The sequence below is a fragment of the Ferdinandcohnia sp. FSL W7-1320 genome (genome assembly GCF_038050315.1).
Taxonomy (GTDB): Bacteria; Bacillota; Bacilli; order Bacillales; family Bacillaceae_L; genus Ferdinandcohnia; species Ferdinandcohnia aciditolerans.
In genome coordinates, this window is record NZ_JBBPAM010000001.1 from 4,927,723 (window position 1) to 4,950,843 (window position 23,121).

The 23,121-nt window shown below is 39.2% G+C and carries 20 protein-coding genes; 1 reads left to right on the top strand and 19 read right to left on the bottom strand.

Annotated features, from left to right (window positions below):
* Positions 1-82 precede the first annotated feature (82 nt).
* On the top strand, positions 83-316 hold the full coding sequence (locus NST91_RS23705; protein WP_341333122.1) for a hypothetical protein: 234 nt from the start codon (positions 83-85) through the stop codon (positions 314-316).
* Positions 317-422: 106 nt separating this feature from the next.
* On the opposite strand, the gene NST91_RS23710 is transcribed toward NST91_RS23705, so the two are convergent.
* The 19 genes from NST91_RS23710 to NST91_RS23800 all read right to left on the bottom strand — a co-directional run bounded on the left by NST91_RS23710 (position 423) and on the right by NST91_RS23800 (position 23,096).
* Positions 423-1,058 carry a PAS domain-containing protein gene (locus tag NST91_RS23710; protein WP_121445581.1) on the bottom strand — a complete coding sequence of 212 codons (636 nt, stop codon included), beginning with the start codon at positions 1,056-1,058 and terminating at the stop codon, positions 423-425.
* Between the two features lie 69 nt (positions 1,059-1,127).
* Positions 1,128-1,505, bottom strand: a complete 378-nt coding sequence (locus NST91_RS23715) for a Rid family detoxifying hydrolase (RefSeq protein ID WP_121445580.1) — start codon at positions 1,503-1,505, stop codon at positions 1,128-1,130.
* Between the two features lie 13 nt (positions 1,506-1,518).
* Positions 1,519-2,568 (bottom strand): serine hydrolase, encoded by a 1,050-nt coding sequence (locus tag NST91_RS23720; RefSeq protein WP_121445579.1) that lies wholly within the window; start codon positions 2,566-2,568, stop codon positions 1,519-1,521.
* Positions 2,569-3,726, bottom strand: coding sequence for an ArgE/DapE family deacylase (locus tag NST91_RS23725; RefSeq protein WP_121445578.1), 1,158 nt, complete (start codon positions 3,724-3,726; stop codon positions 2,569-2,571).
* Positions 3,727-3,740: 14 nt separating this feature from the next.
* A complete protein-coding gene (locus NST91_RS23730) occupies positions 3,741-4,997 on the bottom strand; it encodes a threonine synthase (RefSeq protein ID WP_341333123.1) in 1,257 nt (418 codons plus the stop codon).
* A gap of 15 nt (positions 4,998-5,012) precedes the next feature.
* A complete protein-coding gene (locus NST91_RS23735) occupies positions 5,013-5,858 on the bottom strand; it encodes an ABC transporter permease (RefSeq protein ID WP_341333124.1) in 846 nt (281 codons plus the stop codon).
* 14 nt (positions 5,859-5,872) lie between these two features.
* Positions 5,873-6,790 (bottom strand): ABC transporter permease, encoded by a 918-nt coding sequence (locus tag NST91_RS23740; RefSeq protein ID WP_341333125.1) that lies wholly within the window; start codon positions 6,788-6,790, stop codon positions 5,873-5,875.
* 23 nt (positions 6,791-6,813) lie between these two features.
* Positions 6,814-8,331: an ABC transporter substrate-binding protein gene (locus NST91_RS23745; RefSeq protein WP_341333126.1), complete on the bottom strand. Its 1,518-nt coding sequence runs from the start codon at positions 8,329-8,331 to the stop codon at positions 6,814-6,816.
* A gap of 31 nt (positions 8,332-8,362) precedes the next feature.
* Positions 8,363-9,484 (bottom strand): amidohydrolase family protein, encoded by a 1,122-nt coding sequence (locus NST91_RS23750; protein ID WP_341333127.1) that lies wholly within the window; start codon positions 9,482-9,484, stop codon positions 8,363-8,365.
* 18 nt (positions 9,485-9,502) lie between these two features.
* Complete coding sequence (locus tag NST91_RS23755) at positions 9,503-10,471, bottom strand: ABC transporter ATP-binding protein (RefSeq protein ID WP_341333128.1); 969 nt, start codon at positions 10,469-10,471, stop codon at positions 9,503-9,505.
* A gap of 28 nt (positions 10,472-10,499) precedes the next feature.
* Positions 10,500-11,465, bottom strand: a complete 966-nt coding sequence (locus tag NST91_RS23760; protein ID WP_121445571.1) for an oligopeptide/dipeptide ABC transporter ATP-binding protein — start codon at positions 11,463-11,465, stop codon at positions 10,500-10,502.
* Positions 11,466-11,664: 199 nt separating this feature from the next.
* Positions 11,665-12,855, bottom strand: coding sequence for an enolase C-terminal domain-like protein (locus NST91_RS23765; RefSeq protein ID WP_341333129.1), 1,191 nt, complete (start codon positions 12,853-12,855; stop codon positions 11,665-11,667).
* 14 nt (positions 12,856-12,869) lie between these two features.
* The gene (locus NST91_RS23770; RefSeq protein ID WP_341333130.1) at positions 12,870-13,535 is read right to left on the bottom strand and encodes a GntR family transcriptional regulator; all 666 of its coding nucleotides are present in this window, start codon (positions 13,533-13,535) and stop codon (positions 12,870-12,872) included.
* A gap of 448 nt (positions 13,536-13,983) precedes the next feature.
* Positions 13,984-14,862, bottom strand: a complete 879-nt coding sequence (locus NST91_RS23775; RefSeq protein WP_341333595.1) for an ROK family protein — start codon at positions 14,860-14,862, stop codon at positions 13,984-13,986.
* 267 nt (positions 14,863-15,129) lie between these two features.
* On the bottom strand, positions 15,130-17,517 hold the full coding sequence (locus NST91_RS23780; RefSeq protein WP_341333131.1) for a GH36-type glycosyl hydrolase domain-containing protein: 2,388 nt from the start codon (positions 17,515-17,517) through the stop codon (positions 15,130-15,132).
* A 76-nt stretch (positions 17,518-17,593) separates the two neighbouring features.
* Complete coding sequence (locus NST91_RS23785) at positions 17,594-18,484, bottom strand: ROK family protein (RefSeq protein WP_341333132.1); 891 nt, start codon at positions 18,482-18,484, stop codon at positions 17,594-17,596.
* An 80-nt stretch (positions 18,485-18,564) separates the two neighbouring features.
* Complete coding sequence (locus NST91_RS23790; RefSeq protein ID WP_121445565.1) at positions 18,565-20,004, bottom strand: family 1 glycosylhydrolase; 1,440 nt, start codon at positions 20,002-20,004, stop codon at positions 18,565-18,567.
* 219 nt (positions 20,005-20,223) lie between these two features.
* A complete protein-coding gene (locus tag NST91_RS23795) occupies positions 20,224-21,378 on the bottom strand; it encodes a response regulator transcription factor (protein WP_341333133.1) in 1,155 nt (384 codons plus the stop codon).
* The gene (locus tag NST91_RS23800; protein ID WP_341333134.1) at positions 21,375-23,096 is read right to left on the bottom strand and encodes a cache domain-containing sensor histidine kinase; all 1,722 of its coding nucleotides are present in this window, start codon (positions 23,094-23,096) and stop codon (positions 21,375-21,377) included. Before NST91_RS23800 ends, NST91_RS23795 begins: the two co-directional genes overlap by 4 nt.
* Between the last annotated feature and the right edge of the window lie 25 nt (positions 23,097-23,121).

Consider the following 23,121-nt stretch of genomic DNA (forward strand, 5'->3'; position numbering starts at 1 on the left):
TGATTAGTCAGAATTAGAAAATAGCGGAGAAATCGAAGATATTAAAAGGGCAATTGTAAACGATCCAGAGTTAATGACCTTTTTGAAAGACGCAAAATCAGTTGATAAGAGTAAACTTCCATTTACAACAAAAGAGGAGGCGACTAAAGTTCTGATTAATAAAGTCGGTATTACTCAACTAAACGAGATTAGACACCAAGTACAAGAAGGTACAATTTCTAATGAAGAAGTACTTGATGAAGTACAGAGCAAATTAAGCGAAGATGAAATTCTAGCATTAAAAGTAATTGCCTATAAAGAATTATATAATCAATAATGTAAAAGAGAGCTTCTTAATAGCTCTCTTTTTATGATTCTCCATTCTAGCTCGCAACCTCCGACAAATTTCGGGGTGTCACTGTGACCCAGTAAACCCAGAAGTATTACTCACGACCATTGTCTAGGTAGGTATATAATGTGTATTTAGAAATGTCTAAAAAGCGGCATACATGATCCCCTGCCTTTTTAATTAAGAAGGCACCGCGTTTGTCTAGGTATTTAATCGCTTGTATCTTATCTTCCTTTGTCATATGGACAACTGGTTTACCGATTTCCTTTTGGCACTCCTGAATGAGGTATTCTAGGAGCTCATTTACATCTTCTACAAAGACCTCTTTCACCTCTGAATTTAGACTATGCATAGTGATTGATTGGATTGTTTTTTCTGCCATAATTAAATCAGAGATATCAAGATTTATACAGATTGCACCAATAGGTGTACCTTCACTATTATTAATATATATGGAGGTTGACCTTAGAATCTTACCACTCTTTGTATGTGTAATATAATTATAACGATCTCCATCCTTTACTGTTCCACGAAGAACCTCAAGACCTAAATTTGTGCCACTGTCTCCGATTTTACGACCAGTAATCGTAGGATTTTCAATCGCCACGATAGAATTCTCGTAATCACCCGTTAAATCATGGAGGACCACTTCACATTTATCCCCAAATTGTGCACTTATTCCTTTGATGATTTTTTTGAGTAACTCCAATTCATCTTTTATATTTTCCACTGCCTTTACCTCGATTCACATTCCACTGTTTTTCTTAGATAATGATTTGATTTTACTCCAATTGAAGATTTAGTCAATGATTTCTGCAATCACATCAATCTCCACAAGTATATCCATCAACTGACTTCCAACTGTTGTACGAACTGGATACGGTTCACTGAAAAACTCCCAATAAACTTCGTTATATTCGTCAAAATACTTTAAATCGGATAAATGTGCTGTCACTTTGACAACATCGGACATTTTTGCGCCTGCCGCCTCCAATATTTGTTGGATATTATGCAACACCTGTCTTGTTTGTTCTTTTATTGTTGCTGGTGTTTCTCCTGTTTCAGGATTTTTTGGCCCTTGACCTGCTACATAAACTCGATTACCAACCTTTACTGCTTGTGAATATGCCCCCACTGGAGTGGGTGCTTGACTTGTTACAATACCTTCTTTCACCATATATCCCTCCAAATTAATTATTATCCATATTAAGTACAACTAGATTGTGAAAAAGACGGCGTATACGTTGAATAGAATGATTCTCACGTGTTGGGTGAACACGATTTGTTAGCAGAACGGCAAATAGATCTTTTTCTGGATCCATCCAGATACTTGTTCCTGTAAAACCAGTATGGCCATAAGAGGATGGAGAAAAGAGATCTCCTGCTGGAGAACCATGTTGATCTTTGGCCTGCCAACCTAATGCTCTAGCTAGATTCAATGAAGATGTAAAATTATTAGTCATAACCCTAACAGTAGGAGCCTTTAGGTAGTCTTCTTGGTCTGTTGCACCCTTTCGTAACATCATTTGACAAATAGTGGACAAATCTTCCGCCGTTCCGAATAACCCTGCATGACCTGCAACCCCTCCTAGCACCACACAGTTTTCATCATGTACCTGACCTTTTACCATTTGGTTTCGCCATGGACAGTTTTCGGTTGCAGCAATTCGATTTTTTAACATTACTGGTGGATTAAATAGGGTATTCTTTACTCCAATAGGATGAAAAACGAGCTCATTCATTGCTTCATCAAGCCTCTTATCCACTACTTGTTCAATGATATCTCCTACAATCATAAACCCCTGGGATGTGTATTCTACATAAGTTCCTCGTTCATGTCTAAGGGGCAATTGCCGGACGGCCACTTTCATATCTTCCACTGTCTTTGCATGTTTGTATAAGGGCTGCTGACCTGGTATCCCGCTTGTATGTGCTAGTAATTCAAACAGCGTAATCTCAGCCTTATCTGTCCCCTCATAGCTCGGTAGAAAATAGGAGATAGTATCTTCGAGTGAAAGCACACCTTGTTCAAAAAGCTTCATAAGAGCAAGGGCAACTAGCGGTTTTGTAACGGAAGCCAAATCCCACAAACTATCAATTTCTGTCTTTTGGCCACCCCATACTAATGTTCCTATTGCACCTTGTGCCACTATTTCATGGGAATTTCCATATGCAAACACAGCTCCTGAAAAAGACTTATTATTTCTTGCTTGTTCAAGTAACTTTACAACATTCATCATTTACTTCACCTTCTTCAAGAAACTTCGCGCTATATTTTCATAGATATCAACGGCTTGTTCCACCTGGGTTATCTCAACGAACTCGTTTGGAGCATGTGCTTGCTTCAAACTCCCCGGTCCGATAATAACAGTCGGAATATTAGCAATGGTAACAAGCTTACTCATATCACATCCTGCCGGAAATCCTTTCAGTTGATGAATTGATTCTGTTACATTGTTTATAGTATTGAGTGCCACTTCAACAATCTTCTCTGAAGAATGTGTCTCTGATGGAATCGTTGCTACTACCGTCTCTATTTTTTCAATATGTAAATCAGATACAGTTTCTTTGATATTTGCTAGAACCCTATCTAACTCTCGATCTGCCTTAGCATGTGTTTCTCCGGGTAGGAGCCGTCGATCAATAATCATTTCGGTGTAACCTGGTATAGTGTTCTGTCTTGTACCACCTTGGATAATCGTTACTTCTGCACTTGCAGGACCAAGTAAAGGGTGTGGAAGTCGAATCAGTTGTTTATTTAACTTCTCATATTCCAAGACAAAATGTGCGGCATGGACAATAGAATTAATGCCTAAATCAGGTCTTCCTGAGTGTGATTCTAGTCCTCGAAAACCTAGCCTTCTCATGTATGTACCTTTGTGAGCAGTACAAACCTCTAAATGTGTCGGTTCACCTACTACAGCCCCATCTGCTTCTATACCCTGATTGACTAGGTGTAAACTACCTAGTCCCCCAGCTTCTTCTCCCATTACAGCCGTCAATATGAGTTTTCCGCTAAGTTCATTCTGATTTCCGGTAAGCCGTTCCATGGCTGCAATCATGCTTACAAGACTTCCCTTGGCATCACATGCTCCAAGTCCGTATAAACGATTACCTTTAATCTTAGGTTCGAATGGAGGATTACTCCACTTTTGACCCTTTGGATTGTTCACATCCATGTGTGAATTGAACACCAAGGTTGGTCCTGGACCGAACTCTAAAGTCATTATTAGATTATCCTTTCCTGGTTCTACTGTTTGACGTTCGATGATGGCTCCAAAATCCTTTCCCCATGCCTCGATCCAATTTGCAACATCAGCAACATCTCCTGGTGGAGTGGGACTTTTAAGTGCCATACATTCCATTAATCTTTGAATAACCTGACTTACATTTGACATAAAATCTCTCCTTTTTATGTCCGGTTTATTTGTGCGATCAATGCTTCAAGTTCACTAATAGTAGCATTTAACTTATGTGTAGAAACTTGGGCAGACTGTTCAATAATGGATGCTTGTTTCAGACCACTACCAGTAATGACACATACCACTGTGTCATTTGGTTGTATTCGACCGTCTTCAACACTCTTTTTAACTGCTGCTAAAGATGCTGCAGATGCTGGTTCGGCGCATATTCCATCATGACCAAGCCAGCGTACTGCTTCTACTATTTCAGCATCAGACACATTTTCCGCAAAGCCACCTGAGTCGTAAATAGTATTTAATACACGTTCACCGTCTTGAATGGGTGCATTTCCAGAAATACTTTGGGCAATTGTTTTTGACGAATCACCATGTTTTACTGCTTTTCTTTTCCCACTTTGATATGCTCTCGTAATTGGCCCAGTTGCTTCGGGTTGTACAGCTACCATCCTTGGTAATGTATTTATCCACCCAAGCGTTTTTAATTCTCGAAACCCCTTCCAAGCTCCATAGATTCCCCCACCTGTTCCAACTGGATGAACCATGAAATCTGGTGCCTGCCAGCTAAACTCCTCACTTATCTCATATGCATAACTCTTCATTGCTTCATGTCTAATAGGATTAATAAAATTAACAAACTGGTATAAGCCAAGCTCTTGGACAGCCAGTTCCAGCATTTTAGTAATCTCTTCAAAGTTATTAAAATGAAGTGTTGCGACATTTGCACCATATAAGGAAATTATCGCCTTTTTCACGGGATTGGCTAAATATTCGACAAGTACAGTTGCATCAATTGCAGCCCGTGAAGAATAAGCTGCAAAAGATGCCCCAGCATTACCAGAACTATACGTTAGGCCCTTCGTTATCCCCAATTCCTTAGCAAAGCTAATAGCAAGACTGAAACCACGGTCTTTAAAACTTCCAGTTGGCATTAAGGTATCATTTTTAAAATAAAGATTCCTCATTCCGAGCTCTTTTGCTACGTAGACAGACTTTATTAAGGGAGTGCCACCTTCTCCCAGTGATACTATATTTTCAACTTCCTTCAATGGATAAAACTCGTGCCAGCGCCACATGGAATTTCCACGTCCCTTGAATACATCGGGGGATATATCCTGCTTCATTTGTTGTAAATCGTATTGTACTTCCAGTAAACCACCACAACGCGGACATGTATTTAATGGGAGAGATAGTGAAAAATCGGCTGTACATCGATCGCATACATAGTGAGTCGCATATGACCAAGACATGATATATCCTCCTAATTATTTGGCATTGGGATTAAAACCTTCTCGGATATAATCTCCTAATATATTAATAGCTAAAACGACAAACATAATCATTAAGCCTGGGAAGAGCGACATCCACCAGGCAGAGCTAACATATAACTGACCTTCACTAAGCATATTTCCCCAGCTTGGTATACTGATTGGTACTCCTAGCCCTAGGAAACTCAGGGAGGATTCTGCAATAATTGTAGCTGCCACATGGAATGTAGCAATTGTTATTATAGGTGCTAAAATATTCGGGAGGATATGTCGGAATAATAACCTTCCATCACTTGCACCAATTGTACTTGCTGCAACAACAAAGTCGCTTGTTTTCATACTAAGAACCTCAGAACGAATGACCCTTGCATATTCAACCCAGCCGGTTATACCTAACACGATAATAAGATTTCCTAATCCACCACCAAGTACAGCAACAATCGCAAGTGCTAATAGAATAGTAGGAAACGCTAATTGGATATCTGCAATTCTCATCATAAAACCATCGAAAATTCGATAATATCCTGATAATAATCCAATAAATACACCAATCGTTCCCGATATTACAACAGCTAGAAGACCAACTAAAATAGATATGCGTGTTCCGTAAATAACTCGACTTAATATATCACGACCGAGATTATCTGTACCCAATAAATAGCCGGGTTCCGCGCCTTCTGCCCAAATTGGTGGTTTCAAACGTGCTAATAAGTTTTGTGCATTCGGTTCATGGGGAGCAATTAGTGGTGCGAACACTGCAATTATGATAAATAGTACAAGAGTAATGATAGAAAACCAGTTAAAGAGATTACCTATGTTTCCTTTACGTTTTTTCTTAGCCATAAGTATCCCCCTTTCTACTTGTACTGAATGCGTGGATCAATAACAACATATAGTAAGTCCACAATCAGATTAATTAACACAAATATTCCTGCTAATAAAATGATGGCTGTTTGAACTAATGGAAAATCACGAAAGTTAATTGCCTGAATAATCATTTGACCAACACCTGGCCACGCAAACACCATTTCAGTTACAACAGATCCTCCTAATAGAGCACCAACCTGTAATCCTACTATTGTAACAACAGGTAATAGACTATTTCGTAATGCATGTTTAGCTATAACTTTAAAGGATAGTAACCCCTTTGCCCTAGCTGTCCGAATATAATCCGAGCTAAGCACTTCAATTAATGAGGAACGCAGTAATCTTGTAATTAATGCCATCATGTGCAGGCCTAGTGCAAATGCTGGTAATATTAAATGCTCCCAACCGCCAATACCTCCGGTTGGCAGAAGCCCCAATGAAACAGAGAAAAAGAGGATGAGCAATATACCCACCCAAAATACTGGAAAGGATTGCCCAATTAGCACAAATGACATGATTAAGCGATCAAACAAAGAACCTTGCTTAAGAGCTGAAATAATTCCAGCTGGAATGGAAACGAGCAATGCAATAATTAATGATGTAGAGGCTAGTTGAAGGGTTGCAGGTAACCGTTCCAAAATTAGTTTAAGAGTTGAATCATCGTATCGTAAGGATTCTCCTAAATCAAAGTGAAGTAAATCCCAAATGAATATACCGTATTGAGTTAGTAAAGGCTTATCCATGCCAAGCTCTATTCGTAATTCTTCCATTTGCTCAACAGTTGCATCGGGAGGCAACATAATCGCTACCGGATCACCTGTCATTCTAGTAATGAAAAACACTACTGTTGCTACTCCAAATAAGACAAAAATTGCATATAAGCAGCGACGAAGTATATATGATAACAAAGATTTCACCTCCCATTGTTTGATTATTTTAGTGATGCATTATACATATTTAATACGCCTATTACGTTTGGTTCCCACTCAACATCATTACTCATCGCATATAGACCATCAAGTTGCCACAAATATACATATGGTGCTTCTTCAATAAGAAGCTCTTGAATTCCAGTTAATGCTTCTTGTCGAATTTCTGGATCTATATTTTGCTCTTGAACATCCATTAGCTGGTCTGCTTCATCATTTTTCCAGACATTATATCGTCGGTCACTCTTGATATAAGATTGGAAGTTACTAATCGCATCCATTGTCCAGCCAGTATTACCTAAATAGTAAAGGGGTGCTGAGGTTTTAGCCGTTATATTACTCATAAGTGTGGTACGATCCATTAAGTTTACTTTTACTTTAATGCCGACTTTTTCTAATTCCGCTGCAATTGCTTGAACAATCGCTGAATCTGTATTAGCAGCATCTAAATCTACTTCGAAACCATCTGGATATCCTGCTTGTGCCAATAGCTCTTTAGCTTTTTCAAGGTCATATTCAAAAGGCTTAATATCTGAGTCAACTCCAAAGTTCTGTGATGGAATTAATGTAGCTACACGTTTGGCATATCCGCCAAGTACTGTATCTATAATTTGCTGTATATTTACTGCATGATTCATAGCCTGACGTACTTCCTTCTTCGCTAATGGACCATCCTTTGTTGTATCAATTACAAGATAGAATGTACGAATCCAGTCTGCAGCAACAACGCTAATATTTTGATCACCTTCAAGCTGTATCGCAACGTCAGATGTTAGACCTGTTGCGATATCAATTTCACCCGTCTTCGCAGCAGCTACCATATCGGCGATATTTGGAATTGTTCTAAACACTAATTTATCGATTTCCGGTGCGCCTTTAAAATAGTCATCATTTGCTTCTAAGACAACCTCATTATCCTTTTTCCACGAAACAAATTTGAACGGGCCAGTTCCTACCGGATTCTTTGCGAAGTTATCCTCGCCTTCCTCTTCAATATATTGTTTCGGTACCATTACCCCACCGAAAAGAACTGTTTTGTTAGGGAGAATTGGATCTGGAGCTTCCGTTACAATATTAACGGTATACTCATCAACCACATTGACCTCCTTCACATTACGGAGTTCAACAATTTCATTCAAACTATTTAATCTTTCAATACTATATTTTACTGTCTCGGCATTGAACTTCTCCCCGTTGTGGAACGTCACATCATCTCGAAGCTTGAATTGCCAAGTTGTATCATCAATTGCTTCCCATTCCGTTGCTAAACTTGGTGCAAGATTATTATTTTCATCACGTGTCACCAGCGTGTCAAAGATATTAATTAAAATATTCATATCTGGCATGCTACCTTGGTTTTGTGGGTCCATTGTACTTGCATCAGATACTTGGGCCACAACTAGCTCTTTTTCACTACTGTCCTTCTCCTTCTCCTTCTCATCACCTGAACTAGTGTTATTAGAGGTACACCCAGTCAAGATGACTAGTAATATCAAAATTATCGATAATGCCTTTTTCATGTAAAAAACCCCTCCCTTAATTATGAAAATACTAAACTATACTTTTTTCTCCTACTATGGATTTAAAGCCTTTTGCAGTAATCACTCCTGTTGGAACAATATGTCGATCTAATTGTATAGTTTTTCCATTTGAATCCTTAATTTCTCTATTTCTTACTGGATCATGCGAAATTCGGAATAGCGTCGCATTCGTTATTATTCCATCTAGTCTGCACCAATTCTTTATACCAAGGACTTCTGAAGGTGCGAGTGTGACAGATGCAATAATATCCATTAGCGACAATCCACAATGCAAAGTTTTCGTCATAGTTGTAGCCAGATCATAAACTGGTCCTTGAATATTACGGATATGCACATCAGTACTAATTGAAAACGGGAAATATCCATTATGAATTGCTTTGCGGCATACATCAAAATTAAAACTTGCCGCTCCGTGCCCTATGTCCATTTTCACCCCCCTTGCCAAAGCCTTTTCTAAAGCCATCACGGGGAGTCCATTAGATTTCCAAGGAGTACCAATTTTCCCATGATAACAATGTGTTATAACATCCCCCTCGTCAAGAAGCTCTAGAACATCTTCAATAACGGGAGGAGCTTCACCGATATGAACCATCAATGGTAAACCTGTTTCACGCGCTACTAGCTTAGCTAGCTTTAATGGCTGGGTACCCATTTCACCAACAATAGCACCACTTGAACGTACTTTAATACCACAAATAAATGGGCGATATTCAAGCACTGCCTGCACAGTGCGTTCAATATTTATTAAATTTAGATTTGAGACTTCTTGTAAATGAACTAACCCAATGGAACTAATATTTAACCAAGCTCTAATTTGTGTCTCATAGTTGGGAACAATGTATTTTTTAAAGCCTGCAATTGTGGCTTCTCCAGCACTTCCCGCATCCACAACTAGATGAACCCCCGTATCCAAACCTACATCATCTGGAGGCACACTTAGCGAAGTAAATCCATCGAAAACATGGGTATGTAAGTCAATCCAACCTGGGCTCAAATATAAGTCAGATTGTGGAACTGCATCTTGATATGTAGAATAATCGATCCTGTATCCTCTAGATGTTTTTTCTATGTGGCCAGGCTTACAAGTTCTTGATATGGGGTCGATTACATTGACGGTCAAACCCTCATTCATAATAATATTTGCCCCCTTTTAATGATGAAGATGACATGCAACTGAATACTCAGAGGATACCTCTTTTAGAATTGGTCGGACCTCCTTGCATATGCCCATCACATATGGACAACGTGTATGGAAAGGACAACCTGAAGGTGGATTTGCTGGACTAGGTACCTCACCTTTTAAGACGATTTTTTCTCTTTTTACATTTCGCTTCGGTTCTGGAGCCGATGATAGCAGGGCCTGTGTATATGGGTGTAATGGTTTTTTATATAGTTCACGCTTACTGCCTATCTCTACTAAATTACCTAAATACATAACGCCAACTCGGTCACTTATATGTTTCACAACGCTTAAGTTATGTGAGATAAAAATATAAGAAAGATTTAATTCCTCTTTTAAGTCTCTCATTAAGTTAAGGATTTGAGATTGAATGGACACATCCAACGCTGAGACGGCCTCATCTGCAACAACTAGGCTAGGATTTAATGCAAGTGCACGTGCAATGCCAATACGCTGTCGTTGTCCACCCGAAAATTCACTAGGGCTTTTACTACGGTCAGTTTCCTTTAGACCAACTCTTGTAAGAAGTGGCCCCACACGTTCTTTTGCTTCCTTCCAATCTGCAATTTTATTTACGTAGTAAGGTTCTGCCAGTATTTGTTCAACAGTCATTTTGGGATTGAGTGATGAATAGGGATCTTGGAAAACCATCTGAAATTGACTTCTGATTTTTCGCAGTTCCTGTCCCTTAAGATGAGTAATATCTTGATTATTAAAGAGGATTTTCCCATCAGTGGGTTCAAGAACACGCATAATCATCCTTCCTAAAGTTGACTTCCCACATCCAGATTCACCAACTATACCTAGCGTTTCCCCCGATTTCAGGGTGAAAGAAACATCATCAACTGCCTTTACATGACCAACAGTTCTTAACAATACTCCCTGCTTTATCGGGAAATATTTTTTTACATGCTGGACATCTAATAAAATTTCACTCATATCTGACTCCCTTTCTGTATCATTCCTGCTATAGTAAATCACACCGTACGAAGTGACCTGGTTTTAATTCTCTAAGTTCAGGCATTTTTTCAAGACATGATGGTTGAACCATTTCACAGCGACTCGCGAAACGACAACCAACAGGAAAGTCTGAAGCATCAGGAACTGTTCCCGGTATCGAATAGAGGATATCTTTTTCTTCCTCCAAAGAAGGAATTGACTCCATTAACGCATTTGTATAGGGATGCAAAGTGTCTTCAAATATCGAATCTGCATCTGCAGATTCAACAACTTGACCGGCATACATAACTGCAACATGATCAGCTATTTCCGCGACAACTCCTAAGTCATGAGTAATCATAACAATGGAACTATGAAATTCATCACGCATTTTTTTCATTAGTTCGAGAACCTGGGCCTGGATGGTAACATCGAGTGCAGTGGTTGGTTCATCCGCGATTAATAGCTTGGGCTCACAAATCATTGCCATTGCAATCATCACACGTTGACGTAAACCACCTGACAACTGGTGTGGGTATTCTCTTACAATCTCTTTCGCGCGTGGTACTCCAACAAATTGAAGCATTTCAATCGCCTTCTGTAGTGCTTCTTTTTTTGAAATCGAACGATGACGCAAAAGAACTTCAGAGATTTGATCACCTATCGTTAGAACAGGGTTTAGAGAAGTCATAGGTTCTTGGAAAATCATCGAAATGTCATTCCCTCTGATTGCTGCAATTTGTTTTTCGCTTAGTTTCGTTAAGTCCTTTCCATCGAACATAATTTCTCCTGAAACAATTTGTCCCGTAGGTTTAGGAATTAACTGCATAATAGAGAGCGAGGTAATGCTTTTACCAGAACCTGATTCCCCTACAACACAAACGATTTGCCCTGGATAAACTTCTAAGTCAATTCCATCAACTGCTCGTATTTCTTTCTCTTTACTAAAAAAATAGGTTCTTAAATTTTTCACTGAAAGAAGAGGCTCTTTCAAAAAATAACCCCCTTTTTATGTAATAGGTTTCCACCTCGAATTGGAAGCGTATTCAATTATCTATAAATTCTTTATACATTAAAAATTTAAAATTATCAACAAAAACTTTTTTGTTGCATAAATTTTTTTTTGGTGACAATTAATCTAGTAATAAAAAAGACTACTAGAGATCCAGTAGTCGGTTCATTATATGAAGATATTAAAACATAACCTTTTTGGGTATCCAATTCGGATTAAATTGGTCTCCCGTCCCTGGTAGTACCCCTTGCTCCTTATAGCGTTCAGCGAAAAGTCCAAACTTATCTTCATCGAGCTCTACACCAAGTCCTGGTTTGTTGGGTACATCTAGCATACCATCTTTAAATCTAAGTAATCCGCCCTTTAAGATGTCATCTGTTAAATGCATGTAATGACTATCTGCGGCAAAGGAAAGAACAGGCGTAGATGCAGCCACATGTGCATAAGCGAGAGTAGATATTCCAAGCTCACACCCGCTATGTAGGGAAAATCCAAACTGAAGTGTTTCACAAACTGCTGCTAACTTTTTTGTTGCAAGAATGCCTCCCCATTTATGGGTATCTCCTAAGATAACATCAACCGATCCCAGACGAAAAGCAGGTGCAATTTGGTCAAAATCAACCACACACATATTTGTAGCCAAAGGAATTGGAACATCCCTTCTTATCCGTGCCATCCCTTCTAAATTTGGAGTAGGATCCTCTAAGTATTCCAAATTATATTCTAATAGTTTCCTAGATACTTCTAATGCTGTTGATGGCGACCACACAGCATTAGGATCAATTCGAAGACCCATGTCATCTCCAAATTCCTGTCTAATGGCAGCAATCGTATCAATATCATGATTAGGTGCAAAAACTCCCCCTTTTAATTTTATATCTGAAAAACCATAATCACTTACTAACCTTTTACAAAATCCCACAATTTCGTCAGGTGTTGTTTCTCCACCTTCTTTCACTCCTGGATAGCGATAGAACACATATGCAGAGAATGGAACTCTACTTCGATATAATCCTCCCAAAAGTTCATAAAGTGGCTTGTCAACCGACTTTGCCATTACATCCCATAAGGCTGTTTCGATACCGGCAATTGCTGCTAATCCTGCATATCCTGAAAAATAAGAAGTTAATTGAAACTTTGAAAGAATGAGTTCTAAATCAAATGGGTTACTACCAATAATAGACTCAGCCATTCCCTTCATTAAACTTTCAATTTGTGTCCCGCCCATCGTTTCACCATAACCCACTAGTCCATTATCCGTATGCACCTTCACGATATTTCTAGTAATACCCGTACGAATCCCCCATGGCCAACGTATTGGTGCTTTTAATGGTATATTCACCGGAGTAATCTCAACCGAACTAACTCTCATTACAATTCCTCCCTTTATCTCATTTTCTCAAAATCAATTACCTCCTGTTTCACTCGACGAATATGGTTAGACAACAGTGATATAGCCTCATTTACTTGTTCTTTCTTCAGTGCATTAATTATGGAAAGGTGTTCGCTTTGACTTTGATCACTCCTTTTCGTCTTAGTTAACGGAACTCTAGTCCAAAACAAATAATCATTAATTGACTTCATTGTTTTGGCGATCCAGCTATTCATTGACTTATCTATAAAAAATTGATGAAACTCGTCATTCCACTTATTATAAGTTATTACAAATTCATCTTCTTTCCCTGTAATCTTTTCAACAGTTTGCATTGCATTTTGTTCTAAAAATATTAAGTCCTCTTTTGTTATACATGGAGATGCCTGTTGTAGTGCCAGGATTTCAAGAGAATTTCTAACATCATAAATATCACATATCTCTTTGAGTGAAATTTGCTTAAGGACATGGCCCCCATATGGTTGATACTCCAAAAAGCCATCACTTCTAAGTCTTTTTAACGCCTCTCTTATTGGAGTCGCACTTACTTGATACATTTCAGAAAGCATACTTTCACCTAACTTAGACCCAGGAGCAATCTTATGTACTAAAATATCCTTCTTTATTTCCTCATAAACCTTATCAGCCAATGTTAAGTGGTTTACCCTTTGATTGATCATTCAATCCACTACCTTCACGTTTTCTATATTATATATTCTATAGAATATTCTTTTATGAGTACGAAACGCAGAAGAAGCGGTTTATTTCTAGTATTATAATGGAATTGGAGTGGATGAGAAGGCAGTGATGGTATGGGTTAAGGGACATAATATGAGGAAAAACATTGCTGATAACAAATAACTTCATCTATTTTATTCTAGAGTTTTACTTAGCCATATAAAAACCGCACCTACAATTGCTTACTTTGTGTCTAACATTCAGGGTGCAGTTCACGTTGGAGGGAGGTTTAAGTTGTCTACTGCACAATTCAAGAATTGTTTCCACGATCATCACCTCCCTTCCTACTGGAAACAAGTGCAACAACCAACCTTCCTCCGATATTCAGTTGCAATAACAGCCTTTTATTTTATACTTACTCATTATCAACCTTCGACAAATTCCAAGGCGTCACTGTGACATCGAACCCGCTCCCAGCGCAATCGCACCAGCCAATCCAGCGTTATCCCCGAGACCAGGTAAAACAATGTAGTCGTCTATATTTTCTGGAGTTATTTCTGGAACGGCAATGTAACCATTAAGCAATTCTAGTACTTGTTTACGCACAAGTGGAAGTAAGTGCTCTTGCTTCATCACGCCTCCACCGACTACGATTTTTTTCGGAGATAGGACTAAAATATAATTCATTAACGCTTGCGCTAAATAATAGGCTTCCATGTCCCATACTTCTGGTTGGTCAGTTAGCTCTTGGCCTTTTTTGTTCCATCTTTTTTCAAGGGCTGGTCCCGCTGCGAGACCTTCTAGACAGTCCCCATGATACGGACAGAATCCTTCAAATGTATCGTTCGGGTGACGTTTCACCAAGATATGGCCCATTTCAGGATGGGTTAATCCTTGGAATGGCTGACCGTTGATGACAGCACCGACGCCGATTCCTGTCCCAACAGTCATATACAAACAACTGTCAACGCTTTTCGCAGCACCCCAAGTCGATTCGGCTAATGCTGCTGCGGTTACATCTGTATGGAAACCGATGGGTACATCAAACTGTTTTTTCAGTTCCCCTACGATATTATAATTTTTCCACTTTACCTTTGGTGTTTGGGTAATATATCCGTACGTTTCGCTCGCCTTATCTACATCGATCGGACCAAAAGAGCCAATCCCAATCGCCTCGACCTCTTTATCACGAAAGAAAGCAAAAACTTTAGCCATTGTTTCTTCTGATGTTGTTGTTGGGAACGTCACTCTTTCGATGATTTCTCCGTGTTCATTCCCGATTCCACAAACGAATTTTGTTCCGCCGGCTTCAATCCCGCCAATTAACATAACATCCAACCTTCTTTCTACTTTATTTTGCTATGTACAGTACAGGGTATACTTCGTGTAAAAAGGAGGCATTAAATGCATCCTTTCCCCCACAATATTTTTCCAATACACTAACACTAGATAATAATTTGATGGCTTGCAAGTCCTTCTTTATATAAAAAACAAGTGCAGAGTCTAGAACATTTACGTTCCAAACTCTGCACTACAATTTTTCAATCCCATTATTATTCTTTTAGCTTGTAAAAATAACAACTAAATTTAATTCCATTATTTATCCAACACTGGCAGTTTAACAAGTACATTCAAATGTTCACCAGACTTGATGTCCTTTAAGATGCCGTCTTCAATATGCTGACCATTTACATATACTTCTACCATTCTTACATTCTCGTCTCGCTTCATTTCAATATGGAGTTCTGCCCCTCTAAAAGTACGTGTAACAGAGGCTTCATTCCAACTTGAAGGGAGCTGAGGGTTGATACGAAGTCCTTCTTTTGTTCCTTTTATTCCAAACAATCCATCAATGATAGAACGATATACCCAAGATACTGTTCCCGTATTAAATAAATGGCTAGAGCGACCTGCCGTACGTGGGAATTGTCTATACGCACCACGGTAATAGTTCGGAATGAACACAGGTAATTGTCCACGTTGAATCACGTCATTCATGTCAGGGCCAGGAATCATTTTTCGAAGTAAACGGAATGCATTTTCTGACTCACCTGCGTGGTACAGTGCATAGATATAGAAAATTGCCGCATGATTATAGACAGATCCATTTTCTGCTGAACCTGGATGTTTTTGAGTGACCCGACCTACATCCTCACGCATCGCAGTATAAGCTGGACCGAGCATTTCAACTCCATATGGAGACTCCAACTGGTCAATGACGGCTTGTAGTAATTTCTGTTTTTTTGCTTCATCAGCTGCTCCACTTAATAGTGCCCAACCTTGTGAATTTAAAAAGATCCTACCTTCCTTATCTTTGCTAATCCCAAAGATCACGTTATCATCAGTGATACCGCGTGCGTACCATTCTCCATCCCAGAGATACTTATTAATCACTTCGTTTGTGTTTTCTGCTTCCAGGCGATATTCCTTGCTGAGTTCACTTTGCCCTGCAGTTTCACAAATTTCAGCCCAAATGGCAAATGCGTATGCAGAAGCTGTTGTTAGCCAACCTGAAACACCTTTCCCTTTATACCCCACCATATTCATAGGGTCACACCAGTCGCCTTGATTAATATAGTTAAGCCCCCGCTCATCACGATCACGGATCAGCCATTGCATAGCTAGATGAATATGTTCAAAGACAGTTGCCGTTTTGTTTCCGCCTTCAAAAGGAACAACTTCTTCTAAAATGCTATAATCATTTGTTTCATCTAAATAGGCACTCAAGCAAATTGGTAACCAAACACAATGGTCTGTATGTGGTACTTGGTTGATATATTTTAATTCTGCATCGGGATGCAAAATGATTCCATCAGGCATTGCACCAGTTTCCTTTTGCTGACTTAATGCTACTAGAAACGCATTTCTTGTCATCTGTGGCTTAATATAACTCATCCCCATATTATCCTGAAGATAATTACGTGTTTGAGGATCTGTCGAAAGGCGATTTGTTATACCATGGTAGTACATTTGACGTGGAAGCCAGTGATTTACGAAATTATCTAAGTGTGCATCCGGTGTCTTAATTTGAAGAATGCCTTTACCGTCCGCAATATACTCTGCATATTCTTCCTCAGCCATTGTAAATCCATCTAAACCGTTTTCCGATTTTGTTTCAAAATATTTTTGACGGATTGTTAAAATGTCCTCATCTGTTCTGGCTGCTCCAAATAGGAAACGATATTCTCTTTCCTCTCCAGCATCTAGTTCCTGCTTGTACTGAAGCACTGCAGTTGGCATTTCATAACGTGCATCTCCTTTTGAGAGTTCGTCTTGTTGGATGGCTGTTGGAGATGTGATACCACCTTCACCTTCAAATGCCTCCTGATTGACTTCCCAAGAGAAAGGCTTTTGATCGGCTACTAAAAACGTTTTATCCTTAAAATATTTGATCTTATCATAATCTTGGTATTTCTGATAAGGCGTAATGGAGGAACAAATAATCCCTTGTAATGCTTCGTTATATTCACCAGACTGGTTCATCCATGACATATACCCAACGGAGAAATAAGGATAGATGCTTAGTTTTCGTTTCTCGGACGAAAGATTTGTCACTTTCACACGCCAAAGCTCCATCGCTTCATCTTTTGGTAGACTCAAGGTCATTTCAATCAAAATATCATTTCGTTGAACTTTCCAAACAATGTTTTTCTTCCCTACCTTAAATGAATACTGATCAGGAAGGATACGCATAGGTTCATAAGGTGCAGAAAACGTATCGCCATTTTCTTCATCCTTAATAAAAACGAAACGACCAGGATGATGAGCATAATAAGGTTGTTCTGGCTGCATAAATGTCTTTGCTTCCAAATTGGGTGCATGTGAGTATTTAGCAGGTTCTGGTTGCATAAATTGCGAAACGGCATAGCCACGACAATTGACATGAATCATCATCTTATTGTTCCATAAAAAGCCTGAAGCCTTAGGCATACTTGTAGGACTCGTTAATTCATACGATTCATTGTTATCTGTTGCTCTAATCATGTTATTCCCTCTCTTCTGTTGCCTTGGTAACTGATATTTATCTATTACTTTTAAGCTAATGGTTTGTAATTGGTATTTATATGTGATTTTGTTGCTTCAATAATCCATAGACTGCCCCTAATAAATTGGCATGTTGACGAAGTTCACAGGTCGCAATTGTAGGTTTAATCTTTGCAAGGTCAATGGCTGAAATAATAGCATCTAGTTTTTTATTGACATTTGTGATCAAGTCTTCTCTAGCACTAATGCCGCCACCAATTAGGATGATTTCAGGGTCATAGATATAGTGGAGATTATAGATGCCAACAGCAAGCAAATGATAAAATTCATCAATAGCTTTCATGCAATCTTTGTCTCCAGCATCCGCCATCGCAAAAACCTCTTCTCCTGATAATTCTTCAGGGTCCAATTGTTTGGCTTTTGCCACCTTCCGGACCAGTGCTTTAGTTGATGCGGTTCGAGCCCATACATCATTACTATCGGAAAAATTGGTGTTAAGTAACATGTATCCAAACTCGCCACCATGAAGGTTTGCGCCTTTATGGAGGTGACCATCTTTAAAAATAGATCCGCCAATTCCAGTTCCGATGACCATGACCATCACATCTTTTTTCCCCTTCGCTCCACCCTTCCAGACCTCTGCATAGCCCGCACAGTTGGCATCATTTTCGTGAAATACAGGAAGGTTTGTACGTTCTGATACGAGTTTCTTGATATTGGGACCATGGATATAAGGGAGCGCGCTCGAGCCATATACCACCCCTTCATATGAAACCGCACCACAGCTGCTTATCGCAATTCCTTCTGCATCTGAACATGTTTTGCTATAGGTTTCGAGTAAATCTAGTAAACCATCGAGAGTTTTAGGTGTTCTCTCCTTCGATGAGTGAAGGATCTGCGCATCCTCATCGACAATTCCGCATTTCACATAGGTTCCACCAATATCAAAGGCAATGTATTTTCTCATGTTGTTTCCCTCGTTTGTTAGGATAGGACTAGACCCTTGGAATCTCATCGATTTCAAGGGTCTGACAGTGCTTTTTCAGCTTATTTATAGAGTTCGTCATTCTCCACTTCGAACTCTTTGGTTTCGATGAGTTGCTTGTACCAGTACGCAGACTTCTTAAGTGAACGATTTCGGTTATTTTCTAGATCAATGGACACAAGTCCATAGCGATTCTTGAAAGCGTTCATTGGTGATACATTATCAGTGAATGCCCAAAGCATGTATCCTTTACAATTTGAGCCTTGTTCAACTGCTTTTAATAGCCATTTCAAGTGCTCGCTAATGAACTCAATTCGGTAATCGTCTTGAATGATGTTCTCTTCATTCTTGAATCTTCCTTCGTTTTCAACACCCATACCATTTTCAGCGATGAACCATTCAATGTTTCCGTACTCTTCCTTCATTCTCATGGCCATGTCAAACATGATTTGCGGGTAGATTTCCCAGCCACGGTACGGATTCATTTTCTTACCAGCAAGCTCATGTTTTTCGTAGTAATATTCCGGATGGAATGGTGTGTCTTCATTCCACGCAGATGTACGAGCTTTTACACGGTGTGGGAAATATAAGTTAATACCCACATAATCAACCGTATTTTCCTTGATCAACTGAAGCTCTTCTGCTGTATGTTCGAACGTAATATCGTGTTTTTCCATTAATTCAAATAATTCTTGAGGGTATTCCCCTTTAATCGCAGGATCTAAGAAGACGCGATTGAAAAATAAATCATAAATTCTTTCCGCTTTTTTGTCATGTTCTGAGGATGAACGAGCATAGGTAACCTCTGGATTTAGGATAGATCCAATTTTGGCACCTGTTTTTTCTTTTAAGCCCATTTCTTTGAACAACTTAACAACCTTCGCAGTAGCAAGACCTTTGTTATAGTTCCATTGCATCCATTTTTTTGTATTTTGTTCAAATGGCCAACGAATGGAGTCTAAATATACACGCGTTTGAACAACAACTGGCTCATTGAAAACAAACCAATGCTTCACACGGTCGCCGTAGCGTTCAAACACTTTTTCAGCATATTTAACAAATAATTCTACAACATGCTTGGAGCCCCAACCGCCGTATTTTTCAAATAAGTATGCTGGTTGCTCATAGTGTTCAAGACAAATCATCGGTTCAACACCATTCGCAATCAGTTCATCGATCACATTTCCAATATAACTTGCATATTCCTCATCTACGATTGCATTCTCATAATCTGTTAAGAAACGTGACCAGTTGATGGAGGTACGGTAATGAGTAAGTCCGATCTCCTTCATAAAGCCAACATCTTCTTTATATCGATTGTAAAAATCAGTTGCAACTGCTGGGCCATAGCCGTTATGCCATACATTTTTATTGTTTTTATACCATAGGTCTAGGTAAGAATCTTGGAAATCCTTTTTCCCCGTCCAGCCTTCTGTTTGCCAAGCTGAAGCTGCAGCCCCAATGATAAAATCCTCCGGTAGCCTCATTGTTTGTTTTTCCATTTCTCATCTCTCCCCATGTTATGTTTTTTTATCAAATGCGCCTTGGAGTATTTGCGCCCGATTTTAGGCCCACAGGAAGTGGGTCATAAAGACGTTGCCACAGGATGTGGCGTTTTTAGTCTTTGAACTTACTGCTCGAAAAGTTCCTTTGAAAAATCGTGGCATCCGCCGGAGGCTTTAACTTTATTCAGTCGGAGTTTGATCCCCGACTGAATAAAGTTACAATTTCACAAATTTCCGGTAATCTGTCGGAGTCATTCCTGTCACCTTTTTGAACACGGCAACAAAATACTTATATTCGTGAAATCCTACTTGTTCCGATATCTCATTCACTTTAAACGGTGTTTCCGCAAGTAACACCTTCGCTTCTTCTACCCGTAACTGGTTCACATATTCATTAAAGTTAACGCCCGTTTTTTGCTTAAATAAGGAGCTAAAGTAATTCGGAGTAATATTAATGACATCCGCTACTTCGTGAACCTTAATATTCGTCCGGTAGTAATCCCTAATATAGTTCTTCGCCTGATCGATTAGCATATCTTGCTTGTCCAAACCTTTTAGAAGTAAATTCTTTGTCTGTTCTACAAGTCTTGCATAAGTTCCCTTCAATTCCCCAATGGAAATGGATCGATCACTCCAAACAAACAATAGCTCAAAAGATTCGCTGTGAATTTCTTTTGAAAAGGGTTCCTCTCCAAGAATGCAGGTAAGTAAGATATTCTCCTCTGTAAAAAATGAGATAGAGTTGAGTCCATACTCTTGTAACCCATGCTCTATTGTTTTCTTCCACTCATTTTTAAAAGACCGAATCTCTTCAGAAGAGAGGTTTGCTACTTTTTCCGTATATTGCCGTTGCATACTGACAAATGGAAAAATAGGTATGTGCACATACCTTTCTAGTTGAGTAGGATTGTCCCCTTGCAGATCAGATAGCTGCTGAATAATAGCATTCTGCAATTCAACTTCGTATTGTTCCTTTTGCCTCTGTTGTTCTAAATTGATTTCTTTTTTGATTTGGTTTACCACTTCAACAAGTTCATCAATATCAACCGGTTTTAACAAATAATCTTTCACACCGACCTGAATTGCTTTTTGTGCATACGCAAACTCATCGTATCCGCTAATGATAATGATACGAATATGTGGGAAGTGTTCATGTAGATAGGTTGCAAGTTGCAAGCCGTCCATCCTCGGCATCCTAACATCGGTAATCACAATATCAATGTTTCCATGTTGGATTACTTTCTGAATGGCATCTTCACCATCGTGTGCTGTATCAACGACTTCCACACGGATGGTTTCCCAAGGAATCGTTTGCTGCAACCCGCGAGAAATTATAGGCTCATCATCCACTATTAACATCTTACATGTCATGACTCATCACCTACATTCTCTACCTGTTTTGTGTCCCATATAAGGGGAAGTACAAGCCTAACCAATGCGCCTTCTTCGGGTTTTTCGATACGTAATCCGTAAGGTTCTCCAAACACAATGGATAGTCGCTCATTTATATTACGAAGTGCGTAGCCTGTATCCGTTCGTTCACTCTTGAAACCCCATCCGTTATCAATCACGTCAATCCAAATCTGATCATCCACTTTATAGCAACGAATCGTGATGACTCCTTGATTAGGCAGTTCGTAAAACCCGTGCTGAATGCTATTTTCAACGAGGGGCTGAATCAATTGTTTCATGATAAAAGTCCGCTTGATGTCATCATCCATATCCACATAGAATGCAAGGCGTTCTCCAAGGCGGCTCTTTTGTAGTTCTAAATAAGACTTAATATAATTCATCTCTTCTTCGAGCGTTACCCATGTTTTTCCCTGATTAAGATTCATCCGGAACACTTTCGATAATTGCTCGATTTGTTGCCCTGTTTCCATTGCGTTTTCAAGTCGTGCTGTCCACCGAATCATGTCTAATGTATTGTAAAGAAAATGTGGATCAATTTGGTTTTGTAGGGCCTTTAACTCTGATTCTTTTTGCTTAATCTTCAGCTTGTATTCTGTATCAATGAGCCTTTGGATGGTCTTCACCATTTTGTTAAAGCGCATCCCCAAGCTCCCAATTTCATCATTTGACGTTACCTCTACACTTGCAGTAAAATCTCCTTTTTCAACCTGTCGTGTTTGGTAAGTTAAGTCGATGATACGTTTGATATGGGTGCGATAAAAACCAACTAATGCAATAGCGCCAAAGATCAGAAGAAGGAAAATCATATACCCTACTGAGCTCCGAACCTTATAAAGCCCTTTAACCAGATCCTTTTCCTTGACCATCACAACCGAAGTCCAATTTGTCCCACTGAGCTTTTTCTTAACGACTTTGTACTCCTCATCCTCTAACGTAATGTCATACGTAGGCTGTTCCCCTTGACTTAGCCAGTCAATAAACTCCCGATCCGGAAATGTTTGTCCGATAAGAGATGGATTTGAATGGAGAATGACTTCACCCTTACTTGACATTAACAGATAATTTCCTTGTTTCACATCAAAGGCTTTGAGAATCTTTTCTTGGTCAAGACGTATTCGTACCATCCCAATCGGTCGATCGATATCGTTTATATCGTTAATCACCCGAGATAGGCTTATGACATATTTCTCTCCACCCCAACCGCTCTCAACCTTGTAGGAATCACTCCATATAGGTAATCCCTTGCCCTCCTCTGCAGCCAAGTCTAAGCCACTTTCGTCTGCAGAAACCGGTTCACCAAATGTTAATTCACCACTAACCCCTTTTAAAAGAATGGATGAAATATACTCATTTGACATGAGCTGAAAGGTAAAATAGCCTTTCATTCCTTCCACATTTTGATTAAAGGAGGTGGAAGTTTCTACTGATGAATTAAAAAACGTACGGAAGTCCTTATTGTAAATCATGTAAGCGGACATACTCTCGACATCGCGGATGATGGACATAAGTTTTTGTTCATCTTTACTAAGTCGGTCTAAGATGTCTTCCTCCACTTGTTTTTTTAGCACTTCCGTTGTTTGGTTGTAGATAAGTATTCCAAATAATGCTGTTGGAATAGTGATAAAAACAAGGAAAATGAGTAAGAACTTTCGTCTTAAGCCCCAGTTTTGGATCATTTTGCATTCAACCTTTATGTTATAC

Excerpts from the sequence above, each read along its gene's own strand:
- NST91_RS23790 (WP_121445565.1), bottom strand. The coding sequence starts at position 20,004 with ATGGAAAAACAAACAATGAGGCTACCGGAGGATTTTATCATTGGGGCT.
- NST91_RS23735 (WP_341333124.1), bottom strand. The coding sequence starts at position 5,858 with ATGGCTAAGAAAAAACGTAAAGGAAACATAGGTAATCTCTTTAACTGG.
- NST91_RS23750 (WP_341333127.1), bottom strand. The coding sequence starts at position 9,484 with ATGAATGAGGGTTTGACCGTCAATGTAATCGACCCCATATCAAGAACT.
- NST91_RS23745 (WP_341333126.1), bottom strand. The coding sequence starts at position 8,331 with ATGAAAAAGGCATTATCGATAATTTTGATATTACTAGTCATCTTGACT.
- NST91_RS23725 (WP_121445578.1), bottom strand. The coding sequence starts at position 3,726 with ATGTCAAATGTAAGTCAGGTTATTCAAAGATTAATGGAATGTATGGCA.
- NST91_RS23770 (WP_341333130.1), bottom strand. The coding sequence starts at position 13,535 with ATGATCAATCAAAGGGTAAACCACTTAACATTGGCTGATAAGGTTTAT.
- NST91_RS23795 (WP_341333133.1), bottom strand. The coding sequence starts at position 21,378 with ATGACATGTAAGATGTTAATAGTGGATGATGAGCCTATAATTTCTCGC.
- NST91_RS23715 (WP_121445580.1), bottom strand. The coding sequence starts at position 1,505 with ATGGTGAAAGAAGGTATTGTAACAAGTCAAGCACCCACTCCAGTGGGG.
- NST91_RS23730 (WP_341333123.1), bottom strand. The coding sequence starts at position 4,997 with ATGTCTTGGTCATATGCGACTCACTATGTATGCGATCGATGTACAGCC.
- NST91_RS23755 (WP_341333128.1), bottom strand. The coding sequence starts at position 10,471 with ATGAGTGAAATTTTATTAGATGTCCAGCATGTAAAAAAATATTTCCCG.
- NST91_RS23775 (WP_341333595.1), bottom strand. The coding sequence starts at position 14,862 with ATGTTAATTGGCGGGATTGAAGCCGGCGGAACAAAATTCGTTTGTGGA.
- NST91_RS23765 (WP_341333129.1), bottom strand. The coding sequence starts at position 12,855 with ATGAGAGTTAGTTCGGTTGAGATTACTCCGGTGAATATACCATTAAAA.
- NST91_RS23785 (WP_341333132.1), bottom strand. The coding sequence starts at position 18,484 with ATGAGAAAATACATTGCCTTTGATATTGGTGGAACCTATGTGAAATGC.
- NST91_RS23800 (WP_341333134.1), bottom strand. The coding sequence starts at position 23,096 with ATGATCCAAAACTGGGGCTTAAGACGAAAGTTCTTACTCATTTTCCTT.
- NST91_RS23780 (WP_341333131.1), bottom strand. The coding sequence starts at position 17,517 with ATGATTAGAGCAACAGATAACAATGAATCGTATGAATTAACGAGTCCT.
- NST91_RS23720 (WP_121445579.1), bottom strand. The coding sequence starts at position 2,568 with ATGATGAATGTTGTAAAGTTACTTGAACAAGCAAGAAATAATAAGTCT.